At 40.4% G+C, this 22563-nt stretch carries 25 protein-coding genes and 1 riboswitch; of the genes, 17 read left to right on the top strand and 8 right to left on the bottom strand.

Annotation, left to right across the window (positions count from 1 at the left end):
• Positions 1–64 precede the first annotated feature (64 nt).
• Positions 65–1258 carry a competence protein CoiA gene (locus tag FB379_RS00320; protein WP_144596607.1) on the top strand — a complete coding sequence of 398 codons (1194 nt, stop codon included), beginning with the start codon at positions 65–67 and terminating at the stop codon, positions 1256–1258.
• 84 nt (positions 1259–1342) lie between these two features.
• Positions 1343–3160 (top strand): oligoendopeptidase F, encoded by a 1818-nt coding sequence (pepF, locus tag FB379_RS00315; RefSeq protein ID WP_144596605.1) that lies wholly within the window; start codon positions 1343–1345, stop codon positions 3158–3160.
• A gap of 170 nt (positions 3161–3330) precedes the next feature.
• Here the strand turns inward: pepF and FB379_RS18375 are convergent, their stop codons facing one another.
• The 6 genes from FB379_RS18375 to FB379_RS00290 all read right to left on the bottom strand — a co-directional run bounded on the left by FB379_RS18375 (position 3331) and on the right by FB379_RS00290 (position 6651).
• Positions 3331–3504, bottom strand: a complete 174-nt coding sequence (locus tag FB379_RS18375; protein WP_158640139.1) for a hypothetical protein — start codon at positions 3502–3504, stop codon at positions 3331–3333.
• Between the two features lie 173 nt (positions 3505–3677).
• A complete protein-coding gene (locus FB379_RS00310; protein WP_240326770.1) occupies positions 3678–3908 on the bottom strand; it encodes a hypothetical protein in 231 nt (76 codons plus the stop codon).
• Positions 3877–4761, bottom strand: coding sequence for a ClpXP adapter SpxH family protein (locus FB379_RS00305; protein WP_063387492.1), 885 nt, complete (start codon positions 4759–4761; stop codon positions 3877–3879). Before FB379_RS00305 ends, FB379_RS00310 begins: the two co-directional genes overlap by 32 nt.
• Positions 4751–5161, bottom strand: coding sequence for a globin domain-containing protein (locus tag FB379_RS00300; protein ID WP_063387493.1), 411 nt, complete (start codon positions 5159–5161; stop codon positions 4751–4753). Before FB379_RS00300 ends, FB379_RS00305 begins: the two co-directional genes overlap by 11 nt.
• Positions 5162–5458: 297 nt before the next feature.
• Positions 5459–6061 carry a lytic transglycosylase domain-containing protein gene (locus tag FB379_RS00295; protein ID WP_082830278.1) on the bottom strand — a complete coding sequence of 201 codons (603 nt, stop codon included), beginning with the start codon at positions 6059–6061 and terminating at the stop codon, positions 5459–5461.
• On the bottom strand, positions 6061–6651 hold the full coding sequence (locus FB379_RS00290) for a CYTH domain-containing protein (protein WP_144596603.1): 591 nt from the start codon (positions 6649–6651) through the stop codon (positions 6061–6063). Before FB379_RS00290 ends, FB379_RS00295 begins: the two co-directional genes overlap by 1 nt.
• 112 nt (positions 6652–6763) lie before the next feature.
• Here FB379_RS00290 and FB379_RS00285 point away from each other — a divergent pair, with 112 nt between their 5' ends.
• The 15 genes from FB379_RS00285 to FB379_RS00215 all read left to right on the top strand — a co-directional run bounded on the left by FB379_RS00285 (position 6764) and on the right by FB379_RS00215 (position 19659).
• Positions 6764–7132, top strand: a complete 369-nt coding sequence (locus FB379_RS00285; protein ID WP_130157355.1) for a UPF0738 family protein — start codon at positions 6764–6766, stop codon at positions 7130–7132.
• A 12-nt stretch (positions 7133–7144) separates the two neighbouring features.
• Positions 7145–7774 (top strand): GTP diphosphokinase, encoded by a 630-nt coding sequence (yjbM, locus tag FB379_RS00280; RefSeq protein ID WP_063387496.1) that lies wholly within the window; start codon positions 7145–7147, stop codon positions 7772–7774.
• Positions 7775–7794: 20 nt separating this feature from the next.
• Positions 7795–8589 carry an NAD kinase gene (locus FB379_RS00275; RefSeq protein WP_063387497.1) on the top strand — a complete coding sequence of 265 codons (795 nt, stop codon included), beginning with the start codon at positions 7795–7797 and terminating at the stop codon, positions 8587–8589.
• Between the two features lie 15 nt (positions 8590–8604).
• Entirely contained in the window at positions 8605–9504 is a 900-nt protein-coding gene (locus FB379_RS00270; protein ID WP_094245351.1) for an RluA family pseudouridine synthase, read from the top strand.
• Between the two features lie 104 nt (positions 9505–9608).
• Entirely contained in the window at positions 9609–10973 is a 1365-nt protein-coding gene (gene mgtE / locus FB379_RS00265; protein ID WP_063387499.1) for a magnesium transporter, read from the top strand.
• Between the two features lie 25 nt (positions 10974–10998).
• Positions 10999–12852 carry a monovalent cation:proton antiporter family protein gene (locus FB379_RS00260; protein ID WP_144596601.1) on the top strand — a complete coding sequence of 618 codons (1854 nt, stop codon included), beginning with the start codon at positions 10999–11001 and terminating at the stop codon, positions 12850–12852.
• Between the two features lie 54 nt (positions 12853–12906).
• Positions 12907–13015: riboswitch (TPP riboswitch) on the top strand.
• 123 nt (positions 13016–13138) lie between these two features.
• Positions 13139–13768 (top strand): thiazole tautomerase TenI, encoded by a 630-nt coding sequence (tenI, locus tag FB379_RS00255; protein ID WP_242009259.1) that lies wholly within the window; start codon positions 13139–13141, stop codon positions 13766–13768.
• On the top strand, positions 13755–14867 hold the full coding sequence (gene thiO, locus FB379_RS00250; protein WP_144596599.1) for a glycine oxidase ThiO: 1113 nt from the start codon (positions 13755–13757) through the stop codon (positions 14865–14867). The genes tenI and thiO overlap by 14 nt, the downstream gene beginning before the upstream one ends.
• Before the next feature lie 7 nt (positions 14868–14874).
• Positions 14875–15078: a sulfur carrier protein ThiS gene (gene thiS / locus FB379_RS00245; RefSeq protein WP_063387503.1), complete on the top strand. Its 204-nt coding sequence runs from the start codon at positions 14875–14877 to the stop codon at positions 15076–15078.
• A 6-nt stretch (positions 15079–15084) separates the two neighbouring features.
• Positions 15085–15852 carry a thiazole synthase gene (locus FB379_RS00240; RefSeq protein ID WP_063387504.1) on the top strand — a complete coding sequence of 256 codons (768 nt, stop codon included), beginning with the start codon at positions 15085–15087 and terminating at the stop codon, positions 15850–15852.
• On the top strand, positions 15852–16862 hold the full coding sequence (locus FB379_RS00235; RefSeq protein ID WP_199757320.1) for a ThiF family adenylyltransferase: 1011 nt from the start codon (positions 15852–15854) through the stop codon (positions 16860–16862). The genes FB379_RS00240 and FB379_RS00235 overlap by 1 nt, the downstream gene beginning before the upstream one ends.
• Before the next feature lie 14 nt (positions 16863–16876).
• Complete coding sequence (thiD, locus tag FB379_RS00230) at positions 16877–17689, top strand: bifunctional hydroxymethylpyrimidine kinase/phosphomethylpyrimidine kinase (protein ID WP_063387506.1); 813 nt, start codon at positions 16877–16879, stop codon at positions 17687–17689.
• Positions 17690–17787: 98 nt separating this feature from the next.
• Positions 17788–18564 (top strand): enoyl-ACP reductase FabI, encoded by a 777-nt coding sequence (fabI, locus tag FB379_RS00225; protein WP_063387507.1) that lies wholly within the window; start codon positions 17788–17790, stop codon positions 18562–18564.
• 279 nt (positions 18565–18843) lie between these two features.
• Positions 18844–19230 carry a CotO family spore coat protein gene (locus tag FB379_RS00220; RefSeq protein WP_144596595.1) on the top strand — a complete coding sequence of 129 codons (387 nt, stop codon included), beginning with the start codon at positions 18844–18846 and terminating at the stop codon, positions 19228–19230.
• Between the two features lie 87 nt (positions 19231–19317).
• Entirely contained in the window at positions 19318–19659 is a 342-nt protein-coding gene (locus tag FB379_RS00215) for a DUF1360 domain-containing protein (protein WP_063387509.1), read from the top strand.
• A gap of 678 nt (positions 19660–20337) precedes the next feature.
• On the opposite strand, the gene FB379_RS00210 is transcribed toward FB379_RS00215, so the two are convergent.
• Positions 20338–21372 carry a coiled-coil domain-containing protein gene (locus FB379_RS00210; protein WP_066248311.1) on the bottom strand — a complete coding sequence of 345 codons (1035 nt, stop codon included), beginning with the start codon at positions 21370–21372 and terminating at the stop codon, positions 20338–20340.
• Between the two features lie 336 nt (positions 21373–21708).
• Entirely contained in the window at positions 21709–22428 is a 720-nt protein-coding gene (locus FB379_RS00205; RefSeq protein WP_144596593.1) for a BMQ_0737 family morphogenetic spore coat protein, read from the bottom strand.
• Positions 22429–22563: the final 135 nt, after the last annotated feature.

Here is a 22563-nt window from a genome sequence, read left to right as displayed (position 1 = left end):
AAACGCTGCTTTTGAAAGGATTTTTTTCCCTTTTGTCGAATGTTTCTATTTGTGAAAGGAAGTGATGATTTATATGCTTGTTGCCCTTTTGCGAAACGGCGAAAAAGTAAATGTCGCCGCCCCCTACTGGTCGACAGAAAGGCTTCTAAAACTGAAAGAAGAGCATGCCTTTTTTTGTCCGGCTTGCAAGGAGCCGGTAAAATTAAAAATAGGCAAAATCAAAATTCCTCATTTTGCCCACTTAACGGCCTCTTGTCAGGCTGATTCGGAAGCGGAAAGCACGTACCATTTGAACGGAAAAAAGCAATTGTATGTTTGGTTGAAAAGGCAGCGGTTAGCTGCGGAAGTGGAAAAATTTATACCTTCTATTGCACAACGAGCGGATCTGTTTTTATCTTTTCAGCATAAACGGTATGCGATTGAATACCAATGCTCTAAAATTCCCCCTGATCAGGTGATAAAACGGACAAATGGCTACAAAAAAGAACGAATTAAACCGATTTGGATATTAGGCTGGAAACAAATGAAGCAAGTCGGTGAACATCAATATCGACTGACTTCTTTTCATTGTCAGTTTCTTCATTCCCCGCAAAACGATCATCCTTTTATCATCAATTATTGCTCAGATAAGAAAACCTTCATCTTTTTTTCCCATCTGATTCCGTTTTCTAAACAGAATATTTTTGCCGCATCTGCTATGATCTCCCCAGAGTCGTTTTTCTTTCGAGATTGTTTGCAAGGAAAGAGTCTGGCGGCAAACGGTTTATGGAAGCATTGGCTGAAGAAAATAAGTCAATATCGCTTAAAGCCGCTGTTTCAAAAGACGAACGAAGAGCGAAAGCTGCAAAAAAAGGTTTACGAAACAGTTGGCTTATCTTTATCGCAGCTGCCAGTTGAAGCTTTTATCCCTTTAAAAAGCGGTTATATGGTTGATGAGGCGGTCTATATTTGGCAATGCTCAGTTTTATTATTTATTGAAACATTGCGCGCAGATGAAGTATTTCACGCAGAAAAGCTAGTTTGGCACCTTAAGAAAATAGGGATGAAAGAAAGAAGCTGTAGCGTAAAAACGGATTTAAAAAAGCCGATTATTGAATATTTAACGACTCTTTCCCATTTAAAATTTTTGCAGCCAATCGGTCCATATTCGTTTCGAAAAACATCATCTCCTTTTCATTTGGAGTCGATGGAAAAGCGTGAACAACGTCTTGGACATTATTTGGACAAGGAAGGTATGTTTTTTTCTGCTGTAGAATAATATAAGCATAGTGATTTATTGCGTTTTGAAAAAAATTTCAATATGATGGAAACAGACTGATTTTTTTAAAGGGGGAAATCGAGAATGGGCAATGAAACAGCTGTCAAAAGGCTGCCAAAACGGGAAGAAATCCCTGTTGAGTATACTTGGCGGCTAGAAGATATTTTTGCTTCTGATGATGAATGGGAAAAAGAATTTGAAGAAGTAAAGCAGCTAATTCCAAAAATCGGTGAATATAGAGGAAAATTAGGTCAATCCTCCGATCTGTTATATGAGGCGCTCTCTTATCAAGATTCCGTGATGGAGAGGCTTGGAAAGCTTTATACATATGCCCATATGCGCTACGATCAAGATACAACTAATTCTTTTTATCAAGGATTGAATGACCGGGCAGCAAATCTTTATACACAAGCTTCCAGCCTCTCATCCTATATCGTTCCGGAAATACTATCCATTGAAGAAGAAAAGCTTCAGCAATTTTTGAAAGAAAATGATCAATTGAAGCTTTATGCACATGCCTTGGACGAAATCAACCGGCAAAGACCGCACGTGCTCGATGCGGAGCAAGAGGCTATTTTAGCTCAAGCTGCGGAAGCCCTGAGCACTGCCTCCAATACGTTTGGAAAATTAAATAATGCGGACTTGGAATTTCCAGCAATTAAGGATGAAAATGGAGAAGAAGTGGAAATCACTCACGGCCGTTATATCCAGTTTTTGGAGAGTGAAAATAGACGAGTCCGTCGCGATGCGTTCCAGGCATTATACGCAACATATGGAAAATTTAAAAATACGTTTGCCAGCACATTAAGCGGAGCTGTTAAGAAAAATAATTTTTATGCGAAGGTGCGGAAATATGAGAATGCCCGCCAGGCTGCACTAAGCGCCAACAACATTCCCGAGGAAGTCTACGACAATTTAGTAAAAACGATCAATGAACATTTGCCGCTGCTCCATCGTTATGTCGATTTGCGGAAAAAAGCGCTGAAGCTTGATGAACTTCATATGTATGATCTTTATACGCCGCTTGTACAAAACGTCGATTTGAAAATCACGTATGAAGAAGCGAAAGACATCGTATTGAAGGGGCTTGCTCCATTAGGTGAAGAATATGTCGGCATTTTACAAGAAGGCTTTGAAAACAGATGGATTGACGTTAAGGAGAATAAAGGGAAACGAAGCGGAGCTTACTCCTCTGGCGCCTATGGAACAAATCCATATATTTTGCTGAATTGGCAAGATAATGTGAACAATTTATTCACACTTGTTCACGAGCTTGGCCATTCGGTGCACAGCTACTATACAAGAAAAACACAGCCGTATCCGTACGGAGATTATTCTATTTTTGTCGCGGAAGTGGCTTCTACATGCAATGAAAACTTGTTAAATGAATATTTGCTCAACACGATCGATGATGAAAAGAAACGTTTATACTTGCTGAATCATTTCCTTGAAGGGTTTAGAGGAACGGTATTCCGCCAAACGATGTTTGCTGAGTTTGAACATTATATCCATTTGAAGGCGCAAAACGGAGAGCCGCTCACACCGGAATTTTTGACGCAAACGTATTATGAGTTAAACAAAAAATATTTTGGTGACAACATTGTGGTCGATGAAGAAATAGGCTTAGAATGGGCAAGAATTCCGCATTTTTATTACAATTTTTACGTTTATCAATACGCAACAGGCTTTAGTGCTGCAAGCGCCTTGAGCAAGCAGATTTTATCGGAAGGAGAAACTGCCGTTGAAAGGTACATTAATTTCTTGAAAGCGGGAAGCTCTGATTATCCGATTAATGTGCTGAAAAAAGCAGGGGTCGATATGACATCAACCAAGCCGATTGAAGATGCATGCAAAGTATTTGAAGAAAAGCTGACGGAGATGGAGGAGCTGCTGTTAAAGTAAAGTGAAAGAAAACAGGAGCATCATCTGAATCCAAAAAATTAGTGGCATGAGTTCGATCTGGAACTGGACTCATGCCTTTTTTGTTTCCGGTCATATAAAAACTGCACCTCCAATTGTCAGTTGTATCTACTAATTGAGATGCAGTTCATCATCCCGTCCTCTTTTTTATCTTAAAATCCGCGGAACGTTTTTCGATGGTTAAACAGAAGAAACGATATGAAAAGAGAAATAAAAAGCAGGGGGGCAGAAACGAAAATCGGTGCGAGATTCATCATTCCTAACAGATTATAAAAAAAAGCGAAGATGACGAGCAGCAGGCTGATTATGAGCCAAAATGTTTTCACGATTTTTCCCTCCTACACATGTTCTAAAACGAGGAAAAAGATTTTGTATATTGTATGCAGCTTGCCCGTTCTTCATGTTTTGTGACAAATTTGTGAATTGTTGTTTTCCCCTCTTGCAAACTGAAAAAGGAATTTGTTATATTAAAAACGTGAAATTGATCACAAACAAACATTTACCCCTTTGTTTGACCGTGAAAAATTTCTCCCATCCCCTTTGTTGTCATAAGACAAAAAAGAAACCACAAACGTTTGTTTGTGGTTTCTTTTTTTAATTGTTTAATAAAGATAAAGCGCTTACATTTTTGATTAAAAACGTTCCCCATCAGCATAGAAGCCGATGGGGAACGTTTCGTTGAATTAAACCCCTCAATCTCACTGCCCGATATAGCGCCAAAATGTTCCATATTTCACGGGCACCCGCTCAACTTGTTGCTTTAAAAGCAGTCTTTTCATTTCACGTTCCGTTTCTTCATCAGTCATGTTATACACAACAGAAATCTCTTTTGTTGCGACAAATTTATAATGCTTTAAAAAAATCTCTATTGGCGGCACTTGAGACGGCTTCGGTTTATCTCCGACAAGCTCGCAAAGAATATCAACATATGTTTCATAAGGATATAATCCGGTAATTTTTAATCCTTCCTTCTCTTCACGGCAATGAAAAAAGACAAGGGAAGGAATTTCATGCACGTCCATTTCTTCTGTAATTTTATAATCGCATTGAAGTGCTTTTCTTGCACTTTCGGAATATAAGTCCCTTTCAAATTCATTGACATCAAGGCCGACATTTTTAGCAATTTGTATGAGAACGTTTTGATCAGAGACATTTTGCTTTTCTAAAAAAACAACTTCCTGTAAGTGCCGCAAGAAACGGATGCCCGCTTTTCTCCCTTGAAGCTCCGCTGCTTTTAAAGCAAGGGAAGCTCTGTAGGGTGATGATATAGGGTTTTCAAGCCAAAGGTTGCCGTCACATGACATGCCGGTTCTGCTCGCTATCTTCTCCCATGATTGGGCAATTGTTTTCGGTTTCCGCCGTTTTGTTAAGTTTAAATTAGCAAGCTTTCCGCAAACAATATGGCGCAATGAGAAAAGCCTGCCGTATTCGATTTGCAGTTTTTTGATAAACGGTTCAAGCGCCCAGCATTCAGGGCATAGCGGATCAATAAACATATAAATCTCGATCGGCTTTTTAGGATGACTGTGACAATGAGAAAAGAAGTGAGCAGCATTCACTTCGTCTTTTTTGTCAGGTTTCAACTGAATACTCCTCCTGATCTTCGTCTTTCGAATTAATCATGTGATGGGCGGTCACCACAAGCCGATCGTAGAAAAACTCTCGTATTTCCCCGTCAAGTCCGACCTCGTCCATTGCTTTTCGCATACATGAGAGCCATGCTTCTGCTCTCCTCGGCGTAATCGGGAATGGAAGATGGCGGGCTCTGAGCATCGGATGTCCGTGTTCTTTTGTGTAAAGTGGCGGACCACCTAAAAACTGTGTCATAAATTGTTTCTGCTTTCTGGCAGTTTCCGTTAAATCCTCCGGGAAAATAGGTTTTAAAAGAGGATGTTTTTTAACATTTTTATAAAAAGCATCGATTAGAGCGTGAAGTTTCTTTTCTCCAATCGCGTCATATGGAGTTAAGGGTGGTTTTGTCATGGTGATAGCTCCTTTGGAATCATTCGTTAATAATGATGTTACATTTATTTTATCAACATAACTTATTTATCTCAAACGAATCGCTTTGAAGGAGTTGGCTGAGGCAATGCAAACAAAAGGATAAATAGCGAAAGCGGGAGCTATTTCCGCAAATATGTTGTGCTTGCTGTGAAATGAACATAGAAGGACTTGCGGCTTGAAGCGCAGCTATCGAAGATTAGCCGAAATCGATTGGATAACAAATATTTCCAACTACTTTTAATGAAAAAGAAAAAGGTGCTGTTTGTTTGCACCTTTTTACGCAAAATATTTTTGAGTAATTTTATTTACATAGTTTTGCGTTTCTTTAAATGGCGGGATGCCTCCATATTTGTCGACATTTCCCGGACCGGCGTTGTATGCAGCCAGCGCCAATTTTACATTACCGTTATATCGGTTTAAAAGCTGTTTTAAATATTTTGTGCCGCCCTCGATATTTTGCACAGGATCAAACGGATTTTTTACACCGAGCGCTTTTGCTGTAGAAGGCATGAGCTGCATATAGCCGGCAGCTCCTTTAGGACTGACGGCATTTGCCTTGAAGCTTGACTCCTGTTGAATCACAGCTCTGATTAATTTGGCATCGACGCCGTATTTTTGAGCCATCTTCTGAATGATTTCATTTAGATCAGCGGAAACCTGTTTCTGTTCATTTGTTTTTTTGGCAGATTGGGAGGAAGACAGTGAAATATTCTCTTTGGCCGTTTCAGATTGTACATCTTGTTCGATGAAGGCATTTAAAACATCCTGAAAGTTCAGCGAAATTGCTGCATCTTTTGTTTGCGGCCCATCGGATTGGCCTGACAAAAGACGAAGGACTTCAAGCTCAAACAGAACATTGAAATTATAGTTTGTATTCATCACAAATTCTCCTTTGAAAATTTTGCGGAATAAAACCGCTTTATTTTATTTTCTGTTTGACGGATCGGGATGTTGTGTTTGTTTAAAATCTCCAAAAATTGCTGCTTTCCTTCCTTTTCATCCTCTGCCTCAAATTCGATTTCAAAATCCTCTCTATTTTCATATCGGCTATGATCGAGAACAATTTCACCATTTTTATATTTTTTTGTTGCCCGGCTTGTAATGAGCGAACCGAAACAAAGAAGGCTTTCGGGCTTGATTTCAAGCTGTTTGATTTTTTCGACCACTGATCCCTCCTTCGGAAAGACCGACTCATGAATGGCTGAAACTGCTTCTTGATCGGTTAAAAACTGGTGTGTTTCCAGCAATCCGACATGATAAGGCTCCTTTAATGTCAAAACATATTGATCCTTCTTTTTGCGAATTCTTAAAGCGGCGCCATGATTTTTCAACGCAAAACATTTTGTGTCAAAATAATAGTTTTCCTGTTCGGCAAAATCTTTTTCGGTCAATTGAAAAAAATCAGCTAAGCGGTGGAATTCTTCTTTTGTAAGCAGGTTTTTAAATTCTATCTCAAGCTCTTGAACCATCGGGCATTCCTCTCTATGATTAATATCAAAATAAGGTAATGTAGTTATTAATATGATACAATAAAATATATTCGAGATGAACTTGAAATGTTTGATTGGAAGGGTGAACAGCATGAAAAAAAGAATTAAAGTGCTGGCGGTTAGCAAAACGGAAGGCAAATTGCTGCTCGAAACGGAGCATGTCCATGATGCAGGGAATCTCGCAGCAAAAGGACAGATGCTGGTAGATTCAGACCAATTTTCTTTTATATACATATTGGATAATGGCGAAGACTTTCTTTACATAGATTTATCATCGGATATTTGGCCTCATTTAAAAGAAGCCAAAAATGAAGAGCTTCCTGTTTATGCTAAAGTGGGAGAAAAAGAAATTTTGCTTACCCAATTTCACGAGGAGCTCGAGTTTTTGCTTGAAAATATAAAGGGAAACGCAAATTACGGCGAGGAGATGGAAAAAATGGTCGAAAGCGTGTTTTATTAGGAGGGGGGCTTTATGAACTACAAGGAATGGGAGCAATTTTTAGCGCCTTATAAGCAGGCAGTGGAAGAATTAAAGGTCAAATTAAAAGGGATTCGTTCCCAATTTGAACTAAGAGGAGAGCATTCTCCAATTGAGTTCGTGACAGGCAGGGTAAAACCTGTGCCGAGCATTTTAGATAAAGCGAAGCGAAAACAAATTCCACTTGATAAAATAGAAGAAGAAATGCAGGACATTGCCGGTCTCCGAATGATGTGCCAATTTGTCGGCGACATTCAATTGGTTGTTCAAATGCTAAGAGATCGGCATGATTTGGAAATCGTGGAGGAAAGAGACTACATAACCCGAAATAAAGAAAGCGGCTACCGCTCTTACCATGTTGTGGCCCGCTACCCGGTTCAATCGTTCGAAGGATTGAAAAAGGTTTTGGTTGAAATTCAAATTCGTACGCTTGCCATGAATTTTTGGGCGACGATTGAGCATTCTTTAAATTACAAATATAGCGGGAACATACCTGAACAGATTAAAATCCGCTTGCAGCGCGCAGCTGAAGCAGCTTACCGGCTGGACGAGGAAATGTCGCAAATACGGGGAGAAATTCAAGAAGCGCACGCGATATTTTCACGCAAAACAGAAACAACATAAAAAAGGAGAATGATACTTAAATGAAGTTTTCGATCACATCAAAAGGTGATGAAACATCTAATGCTTTGGCGCAAAAAATCAGAACCTATTTGCTCGATTTCGAGTTTCAATATGATGAAGATCAGCCGGATATCGTGATTTCCGTCGGGGGAGACGGAACATTGCTTTATGCATTTCATCGATATAATAAACGATTGGATAAAACAGCGTTTATAGGAGTTCATACGGGGCATTTAGGATTTTATGCCGACTGGCTCCCGAATGAAATTGAAAAAATGGTGATTGCAATTGCTAAAACACCGTTTCAGATCGTTGAATATCCATTGCTTGAAGTGGTGGTCCGGCATAATGGCGGGAGTGAAGCCTCCTACCTTGCGCTAAATGAATGCACAGTGAAAAGCATTGAAGGGACTCTCGTCATGAATATAGAAATTAAAGGGCTTCTCTTTGAAACATTTCGAGGAGATGGGTTGTGTATTTCAACACCGACAGGAAGCACCGCCTACAATAAAGCGCTTGGCGGTGCTCTCATTCATCCTTCACTGCGGGCTATTCAATTAACAGAAATGGCTTCCATAAACAACAGGGTGTTCCGGACAATCGGCTCGCCGTTAATTTTGCCTGACCACCATACGTGTATGCTAAAGCCTGTCAATGATGTTGATTTTCAAATTACAATCGATCATTTAACACTTCTTCACAAAAACGTCAGGTCCATCCAATGCCGGGTCGCACAGGAAAAGGTAAGGTTTGCGAGATTTCGGCCTTTCCCATTTTGGAAGCGGGTCCGGGACTCGTTTATTGGCGACAGATAAAGGAAAGAGAAAAACATGGGGACATTTCAGCTTCATTGGGACATCAAAAAAGAACATCATGGCCGGCTGCTTAGAGAATTTTTGCGGGAGCATCATATTTCTAAATCCGCTTTAACGGATATTAAATTTAACGGTGGAAAAATTGTCGTTAACGGGAACGAAAAAAATGTCCGATACGTCTTACAAGAAGGCGATCAAGTAACCGTCCATTTTCCGGAAGAAAAGAGAAGCCAGTCGCTCATTCCAGAGAACATACCATTGGACATTGTTTATGAAGACGATTATTGCCTTATTGTAAATAAACCGGCGTTTTTGTCCACCATTCCGTCTAGAGAGCATCCGTCAGGAAGTCTTGCGAACGGGCTTTTACACTATTATGATCAACAGCGGCAAAATCTTACGGTGCATATCGTCAATCGGCTTGACCGGGATACATCCGGGCTGCTTCTTGTAGCCAAACATCGCTACAGCCATTTTCTTTTTTCAAAGGAACAGCAAAAAGGAGCGGTAAAACGGACATACATCGCAATTGTCCATGGAAGGATCAGCGAAGACGAAGGCATCATCGATGCACCAATTGCAAGAAAGGACGATAGCATCATCGAGAGAACTGTCAGGGAGGATGGAAAAAAAGCTATTACGCATTTTCGGGTCATAAGCCGCTTTTCTGACAAAACGGTTGTTGAGGTAAAGCCTGTAACTGGTAGAACTCATCAAATTCGTCTACATATGTCCTATATAGGTCATCCGCTTTTAGGAGATTCGCTTTATGGTGGACAAAAAGAAGAAATTGACCGTCATGCCCTCCACAGTCAGTCGCTGTCCTTCTATCATCCCGTTTTGCATAAAAATTTGACGTATACTTGCAAGCTTCCTCCTGATATGGAAAAAATAATTAAGCATGCGCGCCTGTAAGTGCATGCTTTTGTTATGAAAAAATATACGACAAAATCAGATAGATTTGTTAATATAGTAAAACACAAAACTTTTCGATATTTTTCCGGAAAGGAGGAGATTTTATGCAGCCTAAAACAGATGCACCGGAATACAGACAGTTGATGATTGACAAGCTGAGAGAGAACAATGTAGAGGAATTCCGTTCGCTGTTTTTTGAGCTACATCCATATGATCAGGCAAAATTTTTTCTAAAACTTGACCAGCCGGATAGAATGCTTTTATATCAAATTCTATCTCCGGAAGAAATGGCGAATGTTTTTGAAAATATAAGGGATGATAAAAACCGCTACAAATCGCTGCTTGAGGAAATGCATCCGGCATTTGCCGCCAAAATGATGGAATACATGTACGCTGATGATGCGGCAGATGTATTAAGTGAGCTGACAAAAGAGAAAATTTCCAGCTATTTAACCATCATGGACGCTCAAGCTGCAAAAAGCATAAGCGAGCTTCTTGATTATGAACAATTTACCGCAGGAAGTATTATGACAACCGAGTTCGTTGCCATTAATGCCAATTATACGGTGCGGTCAACGATGGACTTGCTGCGGAAAGAAGCTCCTGATGCGGAAACAATATATTATTTATATGTGATTGACGAAGAGAAACATCTTGTTGGCGTCCTGTCGTTAAGAGATTTAATTGTTCATGAAGACGATACTTTGATTGCTGACATTATGAAAAAGAAAGTCTACTCGGTATCTGTGGCGGATGATCAGGAAGAAGTAGCAAGAAAGATGAAGGACTACAATTTTTTGGCTCTTCCGGTTGTTGATTTTCAACATCGTCTTGTTGGAATTATAACTGTTGATGATATTATTGATGTGCTGGACGAAGAGGCTTCTGACGATTATTCGAAACTGGCCGCTGTCTCGGATGTAGATTCATATGATCCGAATGCTGTTTCTGCTGCCAAAAAAAGATTGCCATGGCTTATTATTCTCCTATTTTTAGGAATGTTCACCGCCGGCCTAATCGGCCAGTTTGAAGAAACGTTGAACAAAGTGGCAACTTTAGCGCTCTTTATACCATTAATTGCAGGGATGGCTGGAAATACAGGAACACAAGCTCTCGCTGTTGCCGTAAGAAGAATTGCAACAGGCGAAGGCACTTCCGAACGCGTGTGGAAAATTATTCTCAAAGAAGCTGGAACCGGCTTGATTACCGGAACAGTATGCGGAATTGTTGTTGCACTGACAATTTTTATTTGGAAGCAGAAATTTTTCTTAGGACTGCTAGTGGGTCTTTCCATATTGTCAACGCTGACTGTTGCGACAATTGCCGGGGCGTTTGTTCCTCTTGTCATGCACAGGCTTCGCATTGACCCGGCTGTGGCCTCCGGTCCATTTATTACAACGATTAATGATATGATCAGCATTTTGATTTATTTTGGCATGGCGACACTATTTATGAACTATTTGCTCTAACAAAATTAGCTAAAGGAGGCGCAATATGGAATCACATGCAGTAACCTCTCTTGTCATCGTGCTGGTCGGCGCTTTTTTAACCCCGATTTTGCTGCATCGGTTCAAACTGACATTCATTCCTGTCGTCGTTGCGGAAATTATTGTCGGATTAATCATCGGGAAAACGGGATTTAATTTAGTGCAGGAAGATGTATGGCTGGCAACTCTCTCAACGCTGGGATTTATATTTCTCATGTTTTTAAGCGGGCTTGAGATTGATTTCACCATTTTCTCCAAAGAGAAGAAAAAAGAAGAAAAGCTGCCCAACGGAAAAAAAGCTCCTCATACTTTTTTGGTTGCGTCAATTGTTTTTCTTGGCATTTTCGTTGTTTCATTACTTTTATCGTATTTGTTAATGTGGATGGGATTTATCCGCAATGCCTTTTTCATGACGTTAGTGATTTCAACGATTTCTTTAGGAGTAGTAGTGCCGACGCTGAAAGACGAGCAGATTATGAAAACAAACATCGGCCAAATTATTTTGCTGGTGGCTGTCATAGCCGACCTTGTCACCATGATTTTGCTGGCGGTTTTTGTCTCCTTAAACAGCGAAGGAGAAAGCAATACGTGGCTTCTGCTTCTTTTGTTTGCAGCAGGCGTACTGCTTTACTTCATTGGCAAAAGGTTTAAAAGTCGATCCTTTATTAAAACGATGTCAAAAGGAACGGTTCAAATTGGAACAAGGGCGGTTTTTACGTTAATTCTCGCACTTGTAGGTTTATCGGAAACGCTTGGGGCAGAAAATATTTTAGGCGCCTTCCTTGCGGGAGTTTTAGTCTCGCTTTTATCGCCTAATTCAGACTTGGTGCAAAAGCTAGATTCGTTTGGTTACGGTTTTTTAATCCCGATCTTTTTTGTCATGGTAGGGGTGGAATTGGATTTATGGGAATTGATCAAAGATCCGAACCTTCTTTTGTTAATTCCTTTGTTATTTCTCGCCCTCTTGATCTCAAAGTTTATTCCCGTTTTTGTGCTGAGAAAATGGTATGATACGAATACAACGATTGCGGCGGCGTTCTTGTTGACTGCTACTTTATCATTAGTTATTGCGGCAGCTGAAATTGGACAGCGAATCGAACTGATTGATAAGCAAATGGCTGACGCATTAATAGTAGTTGCCGTGTTAACAAGCATTATCACGCCGATAGGATTTAAAAAATTATTCCCCAAAAAAATGGCGGCGCAGCCTAAAAAGAAAATTGCTTTTATTGGTGCAAATCAAATGACCCTTCCAGTCACAAGAGAATTGGACAAAAATTTGTATGAAGCAACCGTATATCATACACAGCAAGACAAAATCGAAAACGGGACTGCTCAATCGGTGTTTAAAATTGAAGAATTGAAAGACTATTCGATAGAATCATTGAATGAACACCACATAATGGAAGCTGATATAGTGGTAGTGGCTACTGGGGATGAAGAAAGAAATGCGGAAATTGCGACATATGCAAAAGAATGCGGCGTAGAACAGGTCATCGCCTCTATTTCTTCCCCGGAGTTGGATCAAATATTAAAAGAAAAGGGGATCAGCGTATTTTCCGTCATGCTGTCAACAAAAACGCTGCTCAGGGCTTTGATCGAATCGCCTGGCGTTATGCGGATCTTAACAAACCAAGACAACTCTCTTTATCAAATTAATATGAATAACCGAAAATATGATGGAATGAAGCTTCGATACTTTCCGTTTACGGGAGATTGTATCTTTGTCCGGATTTTTCGCGGTGAAGATTCCATTGTACCTCACGGCGATACCGAATTGAAAAAAGGGGACCGCTTGATTGTAACGGGTTCCCGCAAATATGTAAATGAGTTAAAAGATGAGCTGGAATTTAGCAAATAATATTTGCAAACAAAACAAATTGTGATAGCATGAAATTAGTATGAAAATTTAATAAGCATCCACTAGGGGAGCCTTTGGAAAGGCTGAGATTAAAGTGTTGACTTTAAGACCCTTTGAACCTGATCTGGATGATGCCAGCGTAGGGAAGTGGGAATTTGAAACATGTGTCTGATATTCCATTACCACTTTCCAGCAAGGAAGGTGGTTTTTTATTGTTTCCAGTCTCACCCTTGGACAGCTGCTTTCCAGTTTTGAACCTTGAAAGACGAGTGTGGGCGTCTTTCTCATGAAAGGAATGTACATGTTGGAGCTTCATGCCGTAACAGACGGAACAAAACCAGTCAACGAGCTAATACGCATAATTTTGTCCATATCAGATCATGTTGATTACGTTCATATACGAGAAAAAAATAAAAGACCATGTGAGATCATTCATCTTGTAGAACAGCTTTTGGCAAACGGGATAAGGAGAGAACAGCTTGTTATCAACGATCGGCTCGATGTTGCGCTCCTAACAGGCGTTCAAAATGTTCATCTTCCGGGAACCGGCCTGCCGGTAAAAAAAGTGAAAAGCGCTTTTCCGCAAATAAAAGCCGGTGTCAGCGTCCATTCATTAGATGAAGCGGTAAAAGCAGAAAAAGACGGAGCAGACTATTGTTTTTTCGGAAACGTTTTTGAAACGAACAGTAAAAAAGGACTTCCGGCAAAGGGAACAGATTTGCTTGGGAAAATCGTTGGACACGTCAATATTCCTATTATCGCCATCGGTGGGATCACGCCTGATAATATGCAAAAGGTTTTAGAAAAAAAAGCAAGCGGTATTGCCGTTATGTCCTATATCTTTTCTTCGAAAGATCCAGAGAGCGCTGCCAAACTTTTCAGGAAAGGGGAAGCTTTTTCAAATGAACGTTTTTGATGTTGGAATCATCGGGGGAGGGGTCATCGGCCAAGGGATCGCCTATGAGCTATCAAAAGCTGGGCTGAAGACCGCCGTGTTTGAAAGCGGCGAAATCGGAGGTAAAGCGACATCCGCTGCAGCAGGAATGCTGGGTGCCCATTCTGAAAATGAAAAAAGAGACATATTTTTTGAGCTATGCTTAGAGAGCCGAAATTTATATCCGAGCCTTGCAAAAGAATTATTGGAGCAATCTGGTGTGGATATTGAGCTTGTGCAGGAAGGCATGTATCGGCTTGCATTTACTGAGGAAGAAGGCCGCTCCCTGCAATCGCTTGCAGATGAGGATGAACTAGAATGGCATTCAAGGGAAAACGTACTGGCAAATGAGCCACATGTTTCTGAAGACATTGCGGGAGCTCTTTGGCTTAAGCATGACGGCCAAGTGAAAGGTTCATCTGTTTGCCACGCATATGCGAAAGGCGCTAGAAAATATGGTGCATCTATTTTTGAACAATGTCCTGTTTTCGACGTGATTAAAGAGGGAAAAGCATACAAGCTTGTCACTTCCCAAGGAGTTTTTATATGTGGAAAAGTCGTCGTTTCAAGCGGAGTTTGGAGTGGCTTTTTCTTTGAAAAGCTGGGGCTGAGAAATCCAATGAAGCCCGTTAAAGGAGAATGCTTAGCCATAAAACCGAAAAAACTGGTGATCAACAAAACAGTGTTTTACGAGCACTGTTATATCGTACCGAAAAAAGACGGCACCGTTATTATTGGAGCAACTTCTTATGAAAACGACTGGGATACGCATCCGACAGTCAAAGGAGTATCCGAATTAATGATAAAGGTTCAGAAAATTATGCCAGAAATCGGGTCTGAACCGGTCGTTAGTGCTTGGTCGTCGCTCAGGCCGCAAACAGCTGACGGCTGGCCGTATTTTGCCGAGCACCCGGAGCATGAGGGAATCTTTTTTGCGACCGGCCATTATCGAAACGGCATTCTTCTAGCGCCGATTACAAGCTTGATCGTAAAAGACATGATTTTGAAAACGAATCAATATGAGCGTTATGTTCATAGCTTTTCTTTAAACCGATTGCTTTCTGATGCGAAAGGGAGGTGATTAAACAGTGAAACTTCGCATTAACGGCCAGCAGATGGAAGTGGAGAATAGTGTTCGGAACATAGAAGATTTGCTGAACTTTTTTCAATTGCAGGAAAGAATTGTTGTCGTTGAACGAAATGGTGAAATTGTTTCAAAAGAACAATACAGTATCCAGACATTAAATGATGGTGATCAAATTGAAATTGTCCATTTTGTTGGAGGGGGATGATGATTCATGTTAAAAATAGGTGATAAAACATTTCAGTCGAGATTAATGTTAGGAACTGGAAAATATCCATCTTTTGAGATACAAAAAGAAGCGGTGGAAGCCTCAGGTGCTGAAATTTTGACATTTGCCGTCAGAAGAATGAATATTTACGAGCCTTCACAGCCAAATTTTTTGGAGATGTTGGATTTATCGAAATATACGCTTCTGCCGAACACGGCCGGGGCAAAAACTGCTGAGGAAGCAGTCAGAATCGCCAAGCTTGCGAAGGCATCAGGATTATGTGATATGATTAAGGTGGAAGTAATTGGAGATGATAAAACGCTTCTCCCTGATCCGATTGAAACATTGAAGGCATCAGAGATGTTATTGGAAGAAGGGTTTATTGTTCTTCCATACACTTCAGACGATGTTGTTCTGGCGAAGAAGCTTGAAGAATTAGGGGTTCATGCCATCATGCCGGGAGCATCTCCGATCGGATCAGGCCAAGGAATTGTCAATCCTCTCAATTTATCATTTATTATTGAGCAAGCAAATATTCCAGTCATTGTTGATGCCGGAATCGGTTCGCCGGCAGATTGCGCACTCGCCATGGAGATGGGAGCAGATGGAATCTTATTAAATACAGCTGTTTCCGGTGCAAAGGATCCTGTGAAAATGGCGAAGGCAATGAAACTGGCGATTGAAGCAGGCAGACTTGGATATGAAGCAGGACGCATCCCGAAAAAACGGTATGCACAAGCAAGCAGTCCAACGGAAGGAATGTTAACAACATAATGGAACGATATTCTCGCCAAATCTTGTTTTCTCCTATTGGAGAAGAGGGACAAAAAAAATTGCTGAAAAGCCATGTGCTCATTGTTGGAGCTGGAGCACTCGGCTGCGCAAGCGCTGAAATGTTAGCCCGTGCTGGAATCGGTAAAATAACCATCATTGACCGTGATTATGTCGATTGGAGCAATCTCGGGCGTCAACAGCTGTATACGGAAGAGGATGCGAAACAAAAGCTGCCAAAAGCGGTTGCTGCCAAAAAACATTTGCAGGAAATCAATTCGAACATTTCGATTGAAGCGATTGTGGGCGATTTCTCAATTGATTTTATTGAACATGTAAAGGATGTCGACCTTATCATCGATGGGACTGACAATTTTGAAACGAGATTTTTCATCAATGATTTAGCGATGAAGCACGAAATACCTTGGATCTATGGGGCAGTAGTGAGAAGTTATGGAATGACCGTTTCCATCGTTCCGAAACAAACACCATGCCTCCATTGTATGCTCCAAGCGATTCCGTCTGACGGAATGACGTGCGATACAGTTGGCGTGATCAGCCCGGCGGTGCAAATCGTCTCCTCTTATCAAACAGCAGAGGCACTGAAATATTTAGTCAGCGGAGAGGTGTCCAAGAAGTTAGTTTCATTTGATGTTTGGACAAGGGAGCATTCTGCAGTGGACATGACAAAATTAAAAAAGGCCGACTGCCCATCGTGCGGACATCACCCGACATATCCATATTTGTCGGTTGAAAATGGATTAAAAACAGCGGTTTTGTGCGGAAGGAATACCGTACAAATACGTCCGCAGCAAAAACAGAAGATTTCGCTATCGGAAATTACCAATCGTTTGCGCCCGATCGTGAAAGACTTAAAAGGAAATGCTTATTTAATTTCCTTTCAGGCGGATGATTTCCGCGTTGTGCTTTTTCAAGACGGAAGAGCATTAATTCACGGCACTAAGGAAGAAGAGAAAGCAAAAGCTATTTATCAACGTTACTTCGGAGCTTAAATGGAGGTGTGTTTATGACCATTGGAAAAGCGTTGACGATTGCCGGGTCCGATTCAGGAGGAGGCGCGGGAATTCAGGCAGATTTGAAAACTTTTCAGGAGTTGGATGTATACGGAATGAGCGTGATCACGGCCGTTACGTCTCAAAACACATTAGGTGTTCATGGCGTCTACCCTGTTCCGATTGAAGGGGTGATCAGTCAGCTTGATGCAATTGCTGAAGATTTATCGCCAGATGCGGTCAAAACAGGAATGCTTTTTAATCAAGAAATCATCCAAATCGTCTCAAATAAAGTTCAAAAGCATGGATGGGAAAAAATTGTCGTTGATCCAGTAATGATTGCAAAAGGCGGACATCCATTACTTGAAGAGTCTGCCATCAACGCGCTCATCAACGACTTAATTCCGCTTTCGTTTATTGTGACGCCGAACATCCCGGAAGCGGAAGCGATCACGGGCATCGAGATAAAATCGTTTGATGATCGGAAAGAAGCTGCGAAAAAAATTTGCCAAATGGGAGCAAAGCATGTGATCATAAAGGGAGGACATCAGCCGTCGGGCAGCGAAATCATTGATTTGTTGTTTGACGGGCATGATTTTTATGAATTTAAAGGCAACTATGTAAACACAAAGCATACGCACGGAACAGGCTGCACTTTTTCTGCTGCGCTGACAGCTGAGCTCGCCAAAGGTAAAGACGTTATCGAAGCCGTAAAAACCGCAAAAGAGTTCATCCATCTTGCTGTAGAAAATGCGCTAGGCATTGGAGGCGGCCACGGTCCTACCAATCATTGGGCATATAAAAGAAATTTAGCTGCTTCGAAATAACATAAGCCGGACATATATGTTCTGGCTTTTTTCTCTTTTGTCCTTTATAATTATGATCAGGTATTAATAACTTGTAATAATGTTTAGGAGGATTTTCCATGAAATTGAATTTGGAAGGCCGAAACATTGTGGTCATGGGTGTTGCAAACAAGCGAAGCATTGCTTGGGGAATTGCCCGCTCTTTGCATGAAGCAGGAGCAAGATTGATCTTTACATATGTGGGCGAAAGAATGGAGAAATCGGTTCGAGAGCTTGTAGATTCGTTAGGACGGGAAGATTATCTCGTGCTGCCTTGTGATGTAACAAAGGATGAAGAAATCGAGCAGTGTTTTGAAAAAATTAAAAGCGAGGTTGGTGTGATTCACGGTATCGCTCATTGTATCGCCTTTGCGAATAAGGAAGAGCTGAGCGGTGAATATTTGAACACAACAAGAGACGGCTTCCTGTTGGCCCACAACATCAGTTCTTATTCTTTAACGGCGGTTGCGAAAACAGCCCGTCCTTTGATGACAGAAGGCGGAAGCATTGTTACATTAACTTACTTGGGCGGTGAGCGAGTCGTTCAAAACTACAACGTAATGGGAGTTGCGAAAGCGTCATTGGATGCTAGCGTGAAATATTTGGCGAACGATCTAGGTAAAGAAAATATTCGCGTCAATGCCATTTCCGCTGGTCCGATTCGTACGCTTTCGGCAAAAGGTATCAGTGATTTTAATTCAATTCTGAAGGAAATAGAAGAACGTGCTCCGCTGCGCCGAACCACAACACAAGAAGAAGTTGGAGACACGGCGTTGTTCCTGTTCAGCGATCTTTCCCGCGGCATTACAGGGGAAACGATTCATGTTGATTCAGGTTTTCATATTTTAGGTTATTAAGTTAGCTGAAAAAGATTAATCTGTGTGCGTTACTCGCACAAGATTAATCTTTTTTTATGGCAGGATAAAATGAAATTTTGCTGTCAGCTTCAAGGTGCCACTATTTCAAGCCGTGAAGCTTGGATCTATTGTTGATGTTCTGTTACGACTTTTTGTCTCAATGTGCAGCGATTTTCAAATGCTCTTTTGTCATAAGAAAAAGTTAGATTTCCGTCATGATTTCATTCTATCGTGTCATAAAATAATGAGAGAAATCATATTTGAGGGTGGCGATCAAACTTGATTAAAAAAGAAAAATTAGAACCTTTGATGTATATTGTCCAGCCGAATATAAAAAAGCCTGAAGTGACCATGCAGTCGACGCTATTAAAAAAAATTGCAAATAATTCTAAGCAAGCGGAAATGAGTACATGGACGAAAGAAGAGATTTATAAAAGAAGAAGAGAATTGGCAAATATGACGGTTCATGAAAAGATTGATTTCTTTTCAAGTCTTCCGGAGCATGTGTATAAAAACGTATGTGAAATTAAAACAGTAGAGAAAACATACAAAGGAATTATTTTGTCAAAGGAAAACGATGTCGTTCAAATCCGTACATTTGATCAAAATGAACCTTTGAAAATAAAATCGAAAAGTATTTTAGACATAAAAGTGTTAGGGAATTAAAATGGAGAACTCGGTTATGCCGGGTTTTTTATTTGAACGATACAAGTCTTCTCACTATGTTGGGGAACGAAAGGAGTATTGATTCCGATGGAATGGCATTGGTTTTCATTTGCTCTCATTGCATTGGCAACTTTTCGATTAACGAGAATTATAGTGTTTGATAAAATCGCTTCTTTTTTGCGCGCTCCATTTATAACAATTGTGGAGGAAAAAGCGGAGACAGGTGAAACCGTTTCTTTTTTCAGACCGAAAGGAAAAGGGCTTCGATTGTGGATCGGTGAGCTTTTAAGCTGCTATTGGTGCACAGGAATATGGTGTGCCGCCATTTTATTTTTTGGAAATGAATATATAAACGTCATTTTCTATCCGATTACAGTTATTTTAGCGATCTCAGGCTTGGCAGGAATTATTGAACATTTACTTGATTGATTGTCGCCATTTACAATGTCCCTCAAGCACGAATTGAATAAACTAAGGGAATGGTTTGTTAAAGACATGAAAAGCGTTCATTTCGTCAGGAACGAATATTGAACCATGAACAATTTACAGCTTAAAATGCCGCTCAAGCGGAATCGGCTCACTCTCGGAATTGGGTGTTAAGAAAGGGAAAGGGGATGAAAGTTGCCGTTTTGTCAGGAACGAAAAGGAGAAATTTGACCCCATTTATGAACGCAATGAATAAACATTTAAAGCCGGAAGCTTTAATAATTTCTTGCTGATTTCAAACACCACTGTGGAGCATGTCCCTTAAGTCGAAGCTTTAGCAATAGACGATTCAAAAAAACGGAAAAAGTGTAAGAAAACCTGAATTTTTTACGAATTCGATCCGTTCATCTCAATTTCATTGATTTATGAGACTGACATGGCGGCTGCATTTCTTTACGAGAAGTTTCGGCGTCAAAAAGTTTTTCTGGCGGCAAAGTTCTTATTCTGACTAGCACCCTGTAATGAATTTTGCCGCCTATCGCTGAAAGGTAAGCAGCCAATTTCGAATGATTGTGTGGAAAGGACAGATTGTTAAAGTCGTGAAAAAAGAAACGGTCAAAAAATGAAAGTTCTTTTATAACCGAAAGGAATATAAAGAACTTTCATAAACTTGACCGTCTGTTAATTGATAATAATTTTGTTTTCAAACGGAATGCCTTCTTTCTTCTCCTGGCAATATACAAACCCTTCAATCACCAGCGCTTCATCGAAGACATCGAATGGGAAAGTAATGTGAAAGCCTTCAAAAGAGATTTTTTCATTTGGTTCGATCGATAATTTTTCACTAGGTTTCAGCCAGTATTCCCCTTTTTCTTGAATTTGCTTTCGCCATTCCGGATGCAAATACTCCCATTCCAAGGAAGAATGAGTATTATAGTTGAAATCATTTTCGTTTTGATTTTTGGTTGTAATGATTTTTCCGCTGAATTGAACGTGCTGATGGGGATGAATGTGAATGCATAATACAGGATAATGCAAAGGTTGTTCTGTGATGTTTTCCATCAAGGCATTGCCAAGAATCGTTACCGGATCATCGCTTTCACGAGGAAGAACAATCGAATACGAAAATTGAGCGCGAATCGGATCGTTTATGGAGGCGTTTTTTTCATTTTGGACAGATTCATTCTCTTGTCGTTGGACATTTTTTTCGTAAAGTGATTGGAATAAAAATTGAGAGACATCTAAAAGTTCATTTCGTTCAGCAGTTAATAAATCGATCCGAAGCTGCTCTTTTTTCGATTCGGTGATCAATCGTTCTTTTTCCTTTATTTCAAACAAAAGGTCTTGAATCTTTTTGTCAGCTGCTTGCTTTTCCTTTAATAAACCAGTGACAGATGCTTTCAGCAGTTTTAATAGGTCGTTTCGCTCCTCTTCAACAATGGAAAGCTGATTGCTGATCTTTTCAACATGTTTCTCAGCTTCTTTTAATTGGGATTGAACGGAAAGGATTTCATGTTCAAATTGTTCTTTTGCGATGCGATATTGCTCGCTGGTTCGGATGACTGCTTTGTAATATTCCGTTTTTTCCTGTTCCTGCAGCAGCTTATTTTGCATGCTTGCCAATTCATTTTTGTATTTCGAAATTTCGGATTTATAGTGGATAAGCTGCTGCTGAAGCTGTAAATAATCCTGTTTGTTCCGTTTTATTTTGTTCATTGAATCTCCTCCTCGGACAAATAAAAAAATATAAGTGGAAAACAGTTTGTTGCCATTTCCTCCAAACAGAAGAATTTTTATTTAACGATTTAATAGGAAAATAGTATAAATGATAAAACCTCAGATCATTAATAAGCGTGATGTACGGAATTTGGCTGATAAGCGTTTCAAAACAGCCCAATTTGCTATAAAAGGATGGAAACTCACAAAGCGCCGCTACCGCCAGCTTTGAAAGAGCAGTTTTACTATACATATGTATGTTTCCTTCATTTAACACTTTCCCGGAAAAATGAGAGGAAAAATAAAAAGGGGAGAGTGTCCCCTTTTGCAATTAATTTATTCCTCCAAGGCGTAGTCGTCGTTTGGAAAAATTTCCGGACATTGCGGCGGAATTTGCGGGTTTGCGCATGTAAGAGATGAAGGAAGTTCCCGACGAGGTCTGCAAAATTTTCCTTCTACCTCAAGCTTCACTTGGGCTTCCATTTGCACATCTAGACAGATCGTGATTGAAATGTCTAATTGGCTGAATGATTTATTATCCCAAATCAAGTTAGCGTCAGTTTCAAAATAGGAAACGTGGCTGTTTAATGTTGTGCCGGGCGGCGCGCATAGGAAGAAAGTTTGAACCGTTGCAAATGGAATAGCATCTGACACACTAGTGACAGTACCTTGCAAATCGGAGATCGCAACGACAATATACCCTCTGATGAGAACTTTTACTTTTTGAAGGGTAATTTTTCCTCCTTTTGGTAAATGAACGACTACCGATTGACGACCTTGCGACTGAACGATTTCTGTCACCGTTATAGAATTTGGTGAATTTGGATCAACAGGATTTCCCAAGCTGTCTGATAAGTAGCAATTGACATTTAAAAGCCCATCTTCAAACAGTGAAAACGGATCTTCCGATGTCCCTGCTATTCCATCGAAATTAAAACCGATGGATGATAATTTTCTAAAGCTTAACTGAGGAAGATCAATTTGACGGTTCACCCAGTCATAAACTTTCGGAACGCGAATACATAATCTCTCTGTATCATGTCCCAAATGGCTCATGCTGTTACCTCCTAATCATTCTGATTTCCAAAACCTTCTTAGGTGTCGGACTACTGTATATTATGAGCAAACTGGTTAAATGTGCAGTGACAGGAGCGGAAAATTTAATTTTTTAAAAAATTCTCTTTCCATTAA

Source organism: Aeribacillus composti, from assembly GCF_007827555.1.
GTDB lineage: Bacteria > Bacillota > Bacilli > Bacillales > Aeribacillaceae > Aeribacillus > Aeribacillus composti.
Note: the sequence above shows the minus strand (reverse complement) of the source record. Positions and strands in the feature narration are given on the sequence as shown.